11 protein-coding genes and 1 pseudogene are annotated in these 11,992 nt (G+C 71.2%); all 12 read left to right on the top strand.

What is annotated here, in order from left to right:
- Nucleotides 1-19: 19 nt before the first annotated feature.
- Nucleotides 20-310, top strand: a complete 291-nt coding sequence (tatA, locus tag HQQ88_RS14295; RefSeq protein ID WP_333924556.1) for a twin-arginine translocase TatA/TatE family subunit — start codon at nucleotides 20-22, stop codon at nucleotides 308-310.
- A 115-nt stretch (nucleotides 311-425) separates the two neighbouring features.
- On the top strand, nucleotides 426-1,826 hold the full coding sequence (locus tag HQQ88_RS14290; RefSeq protein ID WP_173169833.1) for an MFS transporter: 1,401 nt from the start codon (nucleotides 426-428) through the stop codon (nucleotides 1,824-1,826).
- A gap of 53 nt (nucleotides 1,827-1,879) precedes the next feature.
- Nucleotides 1,880-4,048: an ATP-dependent Clp protease ATP-binding subunit gene (locus HQQ88_RS14285; RefSeq protein WP_123937427.1), complete on the top strand. Its 2,169-nt coding sequence runs from the start codon at nucleotides 1,880-1,882 to the stop codon at nucleotides 4,046-4,048.
- A gap of 154 nt (nucleotides 4,049-4,202) precedes the next feature.
- On the top strand, nucleotides 4,203-4,763 hold the full coding sequence (locus tag HQQ88_RS14280; protein WP_173169832.1) for a DUF2231 domain-containing protein: 561 nt from the start codon (nucleotides 4,203-4,205) through the stop codon (nucleotides 4,761-4,763).
- A gap of 59 nt (nucleotides 4,764-4,822) precedes the next feature.
- Nucleotides 4,823-4,960 carry a hypothetical protein gene (locus HQQ88_RS14275; RefSeq protein WP_173169830.1) on the top strand — a complete coding sequence of 46 codons (138 nt, stop codon included), beginning with the start codon at nucleotides 4,823-4,825 and terminating at the stop codon, nucleotides 4,958-4,960.
- A 7-nt stretch (nucleotides 4,961-4,967) separates the two neighbouring features.
- Complete coding sequence (locus HQQ88_RS14270) at nucleotides 4,968-5,621, top strand: response regulator transcription factor (RefSeq protein ID WP_123293542.1); 654 nt, start codon at nucleotides 4,968-4,970, stop codon at nucleotides 5,619-5,621.
- Nucleotides 5,618-6,775: a HAMP domain-containing sensor histidine kinase gene (locus HQQ88_RS14265; RefSeq protein ID WP_173169828.1), complete on the top strand. Its 1,158-nt coding sequence runs from the start codon at nucleotides 5,618-5,620 to the stop codon at nucleotides 6,773-6,775. Before HQQ88_RS14270 ends, HQQ88_RS14265 begins: the two co-directional genes overlap by 4 nt.
- A gap of 103 nt (nucleotides 6,776-6,878) precedes the next feature.
- Nucleotides 6,879-7,388, top strand: coding sequence for a hypothetical protein (locus HQQ88_RS14260; RefSeq protein ID WP_173169826.1), 510 nt, complete (start codon nucleotides 6,879-6,881; stop codon nucleotides 7,386-7,388).
- Nucleotides 7,385-8,446, top strand: coding sequence for a peptidoglycan-binding protein (locus HQQ88_RS14255; protein ID WP_173169824.1), 1,062 nt, complete (start codon nucleotides 7,385-7,387; stop codon nucleotides 8,444-8,446). Before HQQ88_RS14260 ends, HQQ88_RS14255 begins: the two co-directional genes overlap by 4 nt.
- Nucleotides 8,443-9,186 carry an ABC transporter ATP-binding protein gene (locus HQQ88_RS14250; RefSeq protein WP_216834814.1) on the top strand — a complete coding sequence of 248 codons (744 nt, stop codon included), beginning with the start codon at nucleotides 8,443-8,445 and terminating at the stop codon, nucleotides 9,184-9,186. Before HQQ88_RS14255 ends, HQQ88_RS14250 begins: the two co-directional genes overlap by 4 nt.
- Nucleotides 9,187-9,314: 128 nt before the next feature.
- Nucleotides 9,315-10,381, top strand: a pseudogene (locus HQQ88_RS14245) (ABC transporter permease).
- 283 nt (nucleotides 10,382-10,664) lie between these two features.
- Nucleotides 10,665-11,990, top strand: coding sequence for a sugar ABC transporter substrate-binding protein (locus HQQ88_RS14240; protein WP_173169822.1), 1,326 nt, complete (start codon nucleotides 10,665-10,667; stop codon nucleotides 11,988-11,990).
- The last annotated feature ends 2 nt before the right edge of the window (nucleotides 11,991-11,992 follow it).

The raw sequence follows: 11,992 nt of genomic DNA, 5'->3' as shown, positions 1-11,992 counted from the left end.
AGTTCCAGATCAAGGAGTCATGATGCTCGGAAACCTCGGCGGCGTACACCTGCTGATCATCCTCGGGATCGTCATCCTGCTGTTCGGCGCGACGAAGCTCCCGGCGCTCGCCAAGGGCCTCGGGCAGTCGATCAACATCTTCAAGAAGGAGATGACCGACGACGAGAAGAAGGCTCAGGCAGGCGACACCACGGTGCAGAACACCGCGGCTCCGACCAGCACCGTGCCGAACGCTCCCGCCGAGCCCGCTGCCGGTCCGATCCTGAACCCCGGCCCGAGCGCGCAGCCGAACACCGACTCCCGGCGCTAGAACACCAGCTCAGGACACCCAGCCCCGTCCTGTCGGCAGCCCCCGCGACCACTCCGGTCGCGGGGGCTTCGTCGTGCGGGGCGCGCAGCGGTCCGAGGGGGCGCAGGATGAGCACATGACCACTGCTGCACCCCGCGCGACCGCGCCGCTCCGGGACGACCGGCGCACCGTGCTCGTGGTGGCGATCCTGTCGTCGTTCGTCGTCGGGCTGGACTCGAGCGTGGTGAACGTGGCGCTCCCCGCGATCCGGCAGGAGCTCGGCGGCGGACTCGTCGTGCAACAGTGGACCGTGGACGCGTACCTGGTGACGCTCGGCTCGCTCATCCTCGTCGCCGGATCGCTGTCGGACGTGTTCGGCCGGGTGCGGATCATCACGTGGGGGCTCGTCGTGTTCGGGATCGCCTCGGTCGCGTGTGCGATCGCCCCGACGGGGGAGTTCCTGATCGTCTCGCGGGCGTTCCAGGGTGTCGGCGGCGCCCTGGTGACCCCGAGCGCGCTCGCCCTCATCGTGGCGGCGTTCCGTGGGGCCGCGCAGTCGAAGGCGATCGGCACGTGGACGGCCTGGTCGAGCGCGTCGACGATCCTCGGACCCGTGGTCGGCGGGCTGGTGGTCGACAGCATCGGCTGGCGGTGGATCTTCGTGCTGACCGCTGTCCCGATCGCGGTGACGATCCCGCTCGTGCTGCGGATCACCGGTGACGTGCACCCAGCGGTCCGACCGCGCATCGACGTGGTCGGCGCCGTGTTGGCGGTCGTCGGGGTCGGTGGGGCGGTGCTCGGGCTCATCGAGCAGGAGCGGCTCGGGTGGGGTGCCCCGGTGGTGGTCACCGCGCTCGTGCTCGGTGCCCTGGCACTCGGGGCGTTCGTGCCGTGGGAACTCCACGTGACCCGGACGACCGGTTCGCCGCTCGTGCCGCTCGCGTTGTTCCGTGCACGCAACTTCGCGGTGGGCAACCTCGCCACCCTGTCGATCTACGGCGCCCTGAGCATGGTCTTCTTCGTGGTCACCCTGTTCCTGCAGGAGGTCTGGGGGTTCCCCGCCTGGCTCGCCGGTCTGGCCACGCTGCCCCCGACGGTGGTCCTGCTGTTGGTGTCCTCGGCCGTGGGCGGGCTGGCGGGACGGTTCGGGCCGCGCTGGTTCATGGCCGCGGGCCCGGCGGTGGCGGCGGTCGGTGCGCTCCTGATGCTGCTGGTCGGTGCGCAGCCGAACGGGTACTGGATCGCGGTGTTCCCCGGGCTCGTGCTCATCGGGCTCGGGATCGCGCTCATGGTGACACCGCTGACCAGCGCCGTGCTCGGATCCGTTCCGCAGTCCGAGGCGGGCGTCGGGTCGGCCGTGAACAACGCGATCGCGCGGATCGCCGGCCTGGTGATGGTGGCGCTCGCGGGCGTGGTCCTCGGCGGCGAGATGAGCGTCGCCGGCCTGCACCGGGCGGTCGTCGTCATGGCGGTCCTCCTGCTGGCCGGCGCGGTCGTCAGCGCCGTCGGCATCCGGAATCTTCCCGCGCCGACGTAAGTTGAGTGCAGTAGACTCAAGTACAACACCACCGCAACGAAAGGACGGAACGCATGGCGAACCTCCAGGGTGCTCCTGACTCGCAAGAGCGACAGAAGACCGCCCTCGAGCAGTACGGCGTCGACCTGACGGCGATCGCTCGCAGCGGCAAGCTCGACCCGGTCATCGGACGCGACTCCGAGATCCGACGCGTCAGCCAGGTGCTCACCCGCCGCACCAAGAACAACCCCGTGCTCATCGGCGAGCCCGGCGTCGGCAAGACCGCCGTCGTCGAGGGGCTCGCGCAGCGCATCGTCGCCGGTGACGTCGCCGACTCACTGAAGGACAAGCGGCTCGTCTCGCTCGACATCTCCTCGCTCATCGCCGGTGCGAAGTACCGCGGCGAGTTCGAGGAGCGCCTCAAGGCCGTGCTCAAGGAGATCAACGACTCCGACGGCCAGGTCATCACGTTCATCGACGAGTTGCACACCCTGATGGGCGCCGGTGGCGGCGAAGGGTCCGTCGCGGCCTCGAACATGCTCAAGCCGATGCTCGCGCGCGGCGAACTGCGGCTCATCGGGGCGACGACGCTCGACGAGTACCGCGAGTACATCGAGAAGGACGCCGCCCTCGAGCGACGCTTCCAGCAGGTCTACGTGGGGGAGCCCAGCGTCGAGGACGCCGTGGCGATCCTCCGCGGGCTCAAGGAGCGCTACGAGGCACACCACAAGGTCACGATCAACGACTCCGCACTCGTCGCAGCGGCCAGCCTGTCGAACCGGTACATCTCCGGTCGGCAGCTGCCCGACAAGGCGATCGACCTGATCGACGAGGCCGCCAGTCGGCTCCGCATGGAGATCGACTCCAGCCCGGTCGAGATCGACGAACTGAAGCGGAACGTCGACCGGCTGCGTGTCGAGGAGTTCGCGCTCAAGCAGGAGAAGGACGACGCCTCGAAGGCGCGGCTCGAGACCCTGCGGAACGAGCTGCGCACGCGCGAGGAACGACTGGGCGAGCTCGAGCAGCGCTGGCAGGCCGAGCGGGCGAGCCTGAACCGGATCGGTGAGCTGAAGCAGCAGCTCGACGACCTGAACATGCGCAGCCAGCGTGCCCAGCGCGAAGCCGACTACGCGACGGTGTCGCGCCTGGAGTACGCCGAGAAGCCCCGGATCGAAGCGGAGCTCGCCGCTGCTGAGCAGGCCGAGTCCGCCGACCGCATGGTGAACGACAGCGTCACCGACGAGGACATCGCCGCCGTCATCGCGCAGTGGACGGGCATCCCGCTCGGCCGGTTGCTGCAGGGCGAGACCGAGAAGCTCCTGCACCTGGAGAACGAGCTCGGCCGCCGGATCATCGGACAGCGCACCGCCGTGAACACCGTGTCCGAGGCCGTCCGCCGCACCCGCGCCGGCATCTCCGACCCGGACCGTCCGACCGGATCGTTCCTGTTCCTCGGACCGACCGGCGTCGGCAAGACCGAGCTGGCCAAGGCGCTCGCGGAGTTCCTGTTCGACGACGAGAAGGCCCTCGTCCGCATCGACATGAGCGAGTACGGCGAGAAGCACTCGGTCTCGCGGCTGATCGGCGCCCCGCCCGGGTACGTCGGCTACGAGTCCGGCGGGCAGCTCACCGAGGCCGTCCGGCGTCGCCCGTACTCCGTCATCCTGCTCGACGAGATCGAGAAGGCGCACCCCGAGGTGTTCGACGTGCTGCTCCAGGTGCTCGACGACGGCCGGCTGACGGACGGGCAGGGTCGCACGGTCGACTTCCGGAACACGATCCTCGTACTGACGTCGAACCTCGGCTCGCAGTTCATGACCGACCTGACGCTGACGGACGAGCAGCGCGAGGACGCCGTGCGCGAGCTCGTGCAGCAGGCGTTCCGGCCGGAGTTCATCAACCGGCTCGACGACATCGTGGTGTTCCAGGCCCTGACGGCCGACGACCTCGGCCAGATCGTGTCGCTCTACGTCGACCGGCTCGCCCGTCGCCTGACCGACCGCCGACTCGAGCTCGCGGTCACGCCCGAGGCGCGCGGCTGGCTCGCCGAACGCGGGTACGACCCGCTCTACGGTGCGCGGCCGCTCCGCCGCCTCATGCAGCGGCAGATCGACGACAAGCTGGCGCGGGCGATCCTGTCCGGTGACGTCCGCGACGGCGACACCGTCCGGGTGGACGTCGCCGAGGACGGCGACGGCCTGACCGTCGAGCCGTTCCAGTTGGCGGAGGTCGTCGAGGAGTAGGCGACAGCCGCGCGGAACCAGGTTCCGGACACGACACCGCGGAACGGCGTGGTGCTGTGTCCGGAACCTGGTTCCGGGGTGGGTGGGGTGACCGACGGGAGGCCCGGGCCGGTTCCTGGGACCCGGCACGGGCCTCCCGGGTTGGCTGCAGGGCATGCCTGAGATCCGCGCGATCCGTCGCCTCACCGACACCGTCGAGCACGCGAGCGTGCTCGACAAGGCCGTCGACATCGACCGTTCGGTCGTGAACGCCCTCGCCCGGCCGAAGGCCCTGCGGCAGTTGCTGCACGGTGTGCCGTTCGGGCACCCGCTGCACCCACTCATGGTGCAGGTGCCGCTCGGGGCCTGGATCTCGGCCGCCGTGCTCGACGTGTTCGGCGGGAAGGGCAACGCGAGGGCCGCGAAGACCCTCGTCGGCGTCGGCCTGGTGTCGTCTGGCAGTGCGAGCCTCGCCGGGTACGTGGACTGGTCCGAACTCGACCGCGAACAGCTGCGCACGGGGTGGGTGCACCAAGCCGTCAACTGGGTCGGCATCTCGCTGTACGGCTTGTCGTGGTGGCAGCGCAAGAACGGCAACCACGGCGCCGGCAAGCTGCTCGGGTTCGCCGCGCTCGGTGTCGTGGGGGTGGGCGGGTACCTCGGCGGACACCTGGCCTACCGGCAGCGCGCCGGTGTGAGCGACCACGGCGAGGTGCCGTTCGACGCGTCGCACTGACGGTCACGGCTGGCACGCGCGTTACGGCGACGAAACAGACGACGTCACAGGCTGGGGGCATGGAGCACCTCACCACCGACAGCCTGCCGCTCACCGCCGTTCCCGGCGCCCCGACGGGCGGGTTCCGGGTCCGCATCGACGAGCAGACCGGGGTCGTCCACCTCGACCCAGCGGATGCCGAGGTATATCGCATGTAATGTCCGGATGCGTGTACTCGTGGTGGATGACGAAGCAGCCCTCGCCGACCTCGTCGCGAAGGGCCTGTCGCGGCAGGACATGGCCGTCGACGTCGCCTACCGCGGCGACCACGCCGACGAACTGCTGGCGGTGAACGACTACGACGTCGTGGTGCTCGACCGTGACGTCCCGGGGGTGCACGGCGACGAGGTCGCACGTCGGCTGGCGTCGCGCGGCAGCCTGACCCGCATCCTCATGCTCACCGCGGCGACGACCCTGACGGACCGCGTGCACGGCCTCGAGCTCGGCGCCGACGACTACCTGGCCAAGCCGTTCGAGTACCCCGAGCTCGTCGCCCGCGTCCGGGCGCTCGGCCGCCGCAGCGTCGCCCCGGTCGCGCCCGTGCTCGAACGCGCCGGGATCGTCCTCGACACGAACCGCCGGATGGCCACCCGTGACGGCCGACCGCTCGACCTGACCTCGAAGGAACTCGGGGTGCTCGAGGCGCTCCTGCGAGCCGATGGTCGCATCGTCTCCGCCGAGGAACTGCTCGAGAAGGTCTGGGACATGAACATCGACCCGTTCACCGCTGCCGTACGGGTGACGATGTCGAAGCTCCGCAAGAAGCTCGGCCGCCCCGACCCGATCCGGACGGTCCCGGGCGAGGGCTACGCGCTGTGAGACGGCTCCGGCGGACCTGGAGCATCCGGGCGCGCACCGCCCTGGTGTTCGCGCTCGCGTCGATGGCACTGACCGCTGCGGTGCTCGTGTTCGTCAACGTGACGTCGATCAGCTCCATCTCGACACGGATGCCGGGGTCGGACACTTCGACCGGACAGGCGCTGCCGGCACCGGTGTCCCCGCACAGCCCGAGCGAGCCGGATCCGTCGTCCACCGCGCAGGCGCAGAGCACGATGCTCGTCGCCGTCGTGGCGACGCAGCAGTGGCAGTGGTCGGCGGTCGGCATCGCGGGCGCCGGTGTGCTCGCCGGCGGTGTCGGGTGGTTCGTCAGCCGGCGCATGCTCCGGCCGATCGACCGGATCACCGCGACGACGCAGCGGATCTCGGCGTCGAACCTGCACGAACGCATCGGGTTGGGCGGCCCCGACGACGAACTCCGACGCCTGTCCCGGACCGTCGACGACCTGCTCGGCCGCCTGGAGACCGCGTTCGAGAGCCAGCGACGCTTCGTGGCCCACGCCTCGCACGAACTCCGGACCCCGCTGGCCGTCCAACGTGCCGCGATGCAGATCGGGCTGCCCGACGACGCCGGCCCCGACGACGTCCGCCGTACCCGCGACGAGCTGCTCGAGCAGAACCGCCGGACCGAGCGATTGGTGGGGTCGTTGCTCCTGCTCGCCGAGGCCGACCGTGGCCTGGCGGGCGCGACCGAGCCCGTCGACCTGGACGGCACGGTCGACGACGTGGTGAGCGGGGTGGCGGACGCCGTCCACGAGGCGGGCGTGACCCTCACCCGTGCACGCCGCCACGGGCCTCCCGTCGGGGTGCGCGGCGAGCCGACGCTCGTCCGCCAGCTCCTCGTCAACCTGGTCGGGAACGCCGTCGAGTACAACGTGCCCGGTGGGTTCGTGCGCGTGACCACCGACGTGGGCGGGTTCACCGTCGAGAACTCCGGGCCGGTGGTCCCCGACAGCGTCGCGCCGGGTCTGGTCGAGCCGTTCCGACGGTGCCCGGACAGCGCCGCCGCGTACCGGCACAGCGGCCTCGGGCTGTCGATCGTCGCAGCCGTCGCGCAGGCGCACGGATGGCGGCTCTCGATCGCGGCGCGCGACGGCGGTGGGCTGCGGGTGCGGGTCGACGTTTCGCCGACGTAACCGTCGGCGTACCCGGCGCGAAACACCGCGCTTGGTGTCCTGGTGGCACGAACACGGAGCGGACCACCGGTCTCGCTCCGTCCACGCCACGAAGGAGACCACCATGACGACCACCACCACCTCGGTCCGCCGCCCGCGCGCGTTCATCGCCGTCGCCGCAGCGGCCCTGCTGCTGCCCGCACTGCTCACCGCGTGCTCGGGGACGCCGAAGGACGACGCCACGACGGCGGCCGGCGGCAAGGACAAGGCGGTCTCGCTGGCCGCGTGCATGCGCGAGAAGGGCTACGACATGCCCGATCCCGCCGGAGCCGACACGACGAGCTCGGTCGGCGTCCCCGAGGGCGTGGACCCCGACCAGTGGCAGAGCGACCTGGCGGCCTGCGCGAAGGGTTCCGGCACGGCGGGCGACGCTGTCGGGTCGGCCGAGTCGATCCCCGGCGGCGCCGAAGCCGCGCGGAAGGCGGCGAAGTGCATCCGCGAGCACGGGTTCGCGGACTACCCCGACGACGACCAGTCGGCGTACGAGCCGTCGGATCCCGACGCGTTCGCCGAGGTGGCGCAGGAGTGCGAGCGCACGGCGTTCGACGGGCTGGGCGCCGAGGCCGGCAAGTGACCCGGTCCCGACCACGGCGGGCGGTGATCGTCGGCGTCGTCCTCGTGGCCGTCCTCGCCGCGGGCATCGGCACCTGGGCGATCGTGGACGTGACGTCCGGTGCGACCAGTGCATCCGCCGCCGACGCTCCGACGAAGGCCCGGACGACCGTCACCGTCGAACGCGGCGACCTGACCGACTCGAAGGTGTTCGCGGGCACCCTCGGCTACGGGTCGGCCACCGGCGTGCCCGGGGCGGCGGAGGGGACGCTGACCTGGCTGCCGAAGCCCGGGCAGGTCCTGCGCCGAGACGACTTCGTGTACGCGGTCGACGAGCGCGGGGTCCGCTCGATGCACGGCACGGTGCCACTCTGGCGGTCGCTCGCACGCGGGCTGCGCGGCACCGACGTGCAGCAGCTCAACGACAACCTGGCGGCGCTCGGGTACGACGTCGCCCAGGACGACACCTTCGGACCGAGGACCCAGCGTGGGGTCGAACAGTGGCAGCGCGACCGGGGCCACCGGGTGACCGGGGTGCTGACGGCCGACGACGTCGTGTTCGTCGACGGTGACGTCCGGGTGGCGTCCGTCGACGGCCAGCTCGGGCAGCCGGCGGCCGGGGAGGGCGGCGACGTCCTGCACGTGACGAGCACGAAGCGCATCGTGGTCGCCACGGTGTCGCAGGCCGACGCCGAACGGCTCGCGGTCGGGACGGAGGTCGCGGTGCGGGTGAACGGCGCCGGCGCCCCGATGGCGGGTGAGGTCACCGACGTCGCACCGGACACGAGCGACGAGGGCAGCACGAAGGTCGACGTGTCCGTCGCGTTCGAGTCGGGCGACCGGAAGCTCCCCGCCGCCGCCTCGGCACAGGTCGACGCGAAGGGAGCGACCGAACGGGGTGTGCTGTCGGTGCCGGTGGCTGCCCTGGTCGCCGGGGCCGGTGGGAAGTACGCCGTCGAGGTGGTCCGGAAGGACGGCACGACGAAGCGCGTACCCGTCACGCCCGGCTTCACCGCGGCCGGCCGGGTCGCCGTCACGGGCAACGTGACCGAGGGCGACCGTGTGGTGGTGCCGGGATGAGCGCGCAGCCCACCGACGGCCGGGTGCTCGCCCTCCGGGACGTCGTGAAGGCCTACGGCGACGTCGGCGCCCTCCGCGGGGTCTCGCTCGACATCGGAGCGGGCGAACTCGTCGCGGTCGTCGGGCCGTCGGGTTCCGGCAAGTCGACGATGCTCAACGTCATCGGCACCCTGGACCGCCCCACGTCCGGCACCGTGACGATCGCCGGCAACGACGTGGACACCATGACCGACGACGAACTGTCCCTGCTCCGGGCCGACCACATCGGGTTCGTGTTCCAGCACTTCCACCTGCAGGACGGGGCGACCGCCACCGAGAACGTCGCGGACGGCCTGCTCTACGCGGGGACGAGCCGACGGGAGCGGCACCGACGCGCGGTCGACGCCCTCCGTCGTGTCGGGCTGGGCCATCGTCTGGACCACCGGCCGAACCAGCTGTCGGGCGGCGAGAAGCAACGGGTGGCGATCGCCCGGGCACTGGTCGGGGAGCCGACGATCCTGCTCGCGGACGAGCCGACCGGTGCCCTCGACACGGCGTCCGGGGCGGCGATCCTCGCGCTGCTGCGTGAACTCAACGCCGGCGGGACGACGGTGGTCGTCATCACCCACGACCTCGAGCTCGCCGCGTCGCTGCCCCGCCGGGTGCGGATGCGCGACGGCCAGGTGCAGCACGACTCCGGGACGGACGGCGGCACCGTCCCCGCCGCCGCGCTCGCCTCCGCGATGCGGGGCGCTGCGTGAACGCCCGGCGGCGCCTCCGGTCCGCGGTCACCACGGGCGAGCTGCTGCGGCTCGGGCTCTTCGGGCTCCGGACCCGGCCGACGCGCGTGGTCCTGTCGGCGCTCGGCATCGCGATCGGCATCGCCGCGATGATCGCCGTCGTCGGGATCTCGTCGTCGAGCAAGGCGGAGCTCGACCGGGTGCTCGACGCGCTCGGCACCAACGTCCTGACGATCACGCAGGCCGACGGCATCGGCGACGTGCCGCCGCTCCCGTCGACGGCGCTCGACTCCGCGCGTCGTCAGGACGACGTCGAGGCGGCGGCTGCCGTGGGCGCGGTCCCCGAGGCCGCCGTGTACCGCAGCCCGTACATCCCGGCCGCGGAGAGCAAGGGCATCGGGGTGATGACCGCGTGGGGCGACGTGCCGGAGGTGCTCGGTGCCGGACTCGCCGACGGCCGCTGGCTGGACCCCGCCGCGGACGCACCACCCCAGATGGTGCTGGGAGCGGACGCCGCAGCGGCACTCGGCATCGACCGGGTCCGTGCCGACAGCCGCGTCTGGATCGGCGGGCAGTGGGTGCAGGTGGTCGGGATCCTGGAGCCGATCGCGCTCGCCGACGACCTGGACAGCCAGGTCTTCGTCCCCGAGGAGCTCGGCCGGCAGCTCGGCTCCGACGGGGCGCCGACCGCCGTCTACACCCGGGTCGACCCGACGCGCGTGGCACCGGCTCGCGACGTCCTGGCGAACGCGATCCGCCCCGGAGCGCCGCAGGACGTCGGCGTGACCCGACCGTCCGACGCGCTCGCCGCGAAGGACGCCACCGACGACTCGTTCACCGGGTTGCTCGTCGGCATCGGCGGCGTGGCCCTGCTCGTCGGCGGCATCGGCGTCGCGAACACGATGGTGATCACCGTGCTGGAACGTCGTGCCGAGGTCGGGGTGCGGCGAGCCCTCGGAGCGCGGCGGCGGAACATCCGCGACCAGTTCTCGTCGAGTCGCTGCTGCTGTCGTTCCTGGGCGGGGTGGCCGGTGTGGTGATCGGGGTCGGGGTGACGGTCGCCTTCGCCCTGGCGCAGGGGTGGCCGGTGGCGATCCCGCTGTGGGCCGTCGGCGGCGGACTCGGCGCGACCGTCGTCATCGGCGGTGTGTCCGGGTGGTACCCGGCAGCGCGCGCAGCGCGCATCCCACCGACGTCCGCCCTGGCGGCCGTCTGAGGCCGTGGTGGTGATCCGGGAGGCCCGGTGCCGGTCTGCGGGACCGGCACCGGGCCTCCCGGTCGTTCCGTCCACCCCGTCGACGCGAGGCGCAGATCATGGCTGGTCATGACCAGTCGTGTCAAGCATTGGCGACGATCTGTTCGCCATCCGTGATCCCCCGGAAACACGCGGATCGAACCCGCTCACAGGGACCGATCCAACGGTTGACAAGGGCTCTCGGAAGGTCTTCTATTGCGAATACGCAACGACCTTTCATAAAGGCCGGACCAAGGGAGTCAACGTGACACGCACGCGTTTCGCCGCACTCGGTGCGCTCGGCCTGGCGGCCGCGCTCGCCCTCACCGGGTGCTCCGCCGGAAGCAACGGAGCTTCCGACGGTGGCACGAAGGCCATCGGCACACCCGATGGCAAGGGCAAGACCATCACCGTCTGGATGATGAACGGCGACCTGAGCGACAAGGTCCTCGACGCAGCCCAGGAGCAGTTCACGAAGGACACCGGGGCGAAGGTGAAGATCCAGACCCAGCAGTGGGACGGGATCACCACGAAGCTCACCACGGCGCTCGCCCAGGACGACGCCCCGGACGTGGTCGACCTCGGCAACACCCAGGTGCCGGTCTACGCAGCGGCCGGCGGTCTCATCGACCTCACGCCGTACCGCGACGAACTCAAGGACGGCCAGACGTGGCTCACCGGGCTCGAGGGGCCGGCCACGGTGGACGACAAGCTCTACGGTGCTCCGTTGTTCGCCGGCAACCGTGCCGTCGTCTACAACAAGAAGGTCTGGAAGGACGCCGGCGTCACCGACGTGCCGACCACCTACGACGAGCTCACCGCCGACCTGGACAAGGTCAAGGCCGCCAACACGGCGAGCGACTTCTCCGCCTTCCACATGCCCGGCCAGTACTGGTACGGCGGGCTGCAGTGGGTCTGGGACGCCGGCGGCGAGATCGCCTCCGACAAGGACGGCAAGTGGACCGGGAAGCTCGACTCGGCCGATGCGGTCAAGGGCCTGACGGCGTGGAAGGAGTTCCAGAACGACTACTCCGCGAAGTCGACGCAGGACATCAACACCGACAAGCCCTCGCAGAGCGACGTCTTCGCGCAGGGCAACACCTCGGCGTTCCTCGGCTCGGCGTGGGAGATCGGTTCGATCACCACCGCGAAGCCGGCGCTCGCCGACCAGATCGGCACGTTCCCGATGCCCTCGCAGACGGACGGCAAGACGCAGCCGGTGTTCCTCGGCGGCTCCGACCTCGGGATCCCGGCGAAGGCCGCCAACCAGGACCTCGCGCTGTACTACGTGAAGATCCTGACCTCGAAGGAGTTCCAGCAGGACCAGGTGTTCGGTGTGGACGGCTGGGAGCCGAACTCGACCGAGCTGCTCGACGCCGTGGCCGACGACGTCGACACCCTGCACAAGCCGTACTTCGCGGCAGCGGGCACGAGTCGTCCGACCCCGGCGACGCCGGGCTGGGCGACCATCGAGGGCGACGCGTCGTTCCAGTCGATGTTCGCGGACATCGCCACCGGGCGGAAGTCGCCGGAGCAGGCCGCCGAGGGCTTCTCGAAGCACCTCACGACCGCGCTGAACGCGCAGCAGTAGTC

The organism is Curtobacterium sp. VKM Ac-2861 (genome assembly GCF_013204965.1).
Taxonomy (GTDB): Bacteria; Actinomycetota; Actinomycetes; order Actinomycetales; family Microbacteriaceae; genus Curtobacterium.
This window is presented reverse-complemented; position numbering and strand designations above follow the sequence as displayed.

Coding starts and splice junctions, on each gene's coding strand:
- tatA (WP_333924556.1), top strand. CDS start 20: ATGATGCTCGGAAACCTCGGCGGCGTACACCTGCTGATCATCCTCGGG.
- HQQ88_RS14290 (WP_173169833.1), top strand. CDS start 426: ATGACCACTGCTGCACCCCGCGCGACCGCGCCGCTCCGGGACGACCGG.
- HQQ88_RS14285 (WP_123937427.1), top strand. CDS start 1,880: ATGGCGAACCTCCAGGGTGCTCCTGACTCGCAAGAGCGACAGAAGACC.
- HQQ88_RS14280 (WP_173169832.1), top strand. CDS start 4,203: ATGCCTGAGATCCGCGCGATCCGTCGCCTCACCGACACCGTCGAGCAC.
- HQQ88_RS14275 (WP_173169830.1), top strand. CDS start 4,823: ATGGAGCACCTCACCACCGACAGCCTGCCGCTCACCGCCGTTCCCGGC.
- HQQ88_RS14270 (WP_123293542.1), top strand. CDS start 4,968: ATGCGTGTACTCGTGGTGGATGACGAAGCAGCCCTCGCCGACCTCGTC.
- HQQ88_RS14260 (WP_173169826.1), top strand. CDS start 6,879: ATGACGACCACCACCACCTCGGTCCGCCGCCCGCGCGCGTTCATCGCC.
- HQQ88_RS14250 (WP_216834814.1), top strand. CDS start 8,443: ATGAGCGCGCAGCCCACCGACGGCCGGGTGCTCGCCCTCCGGGACGTC.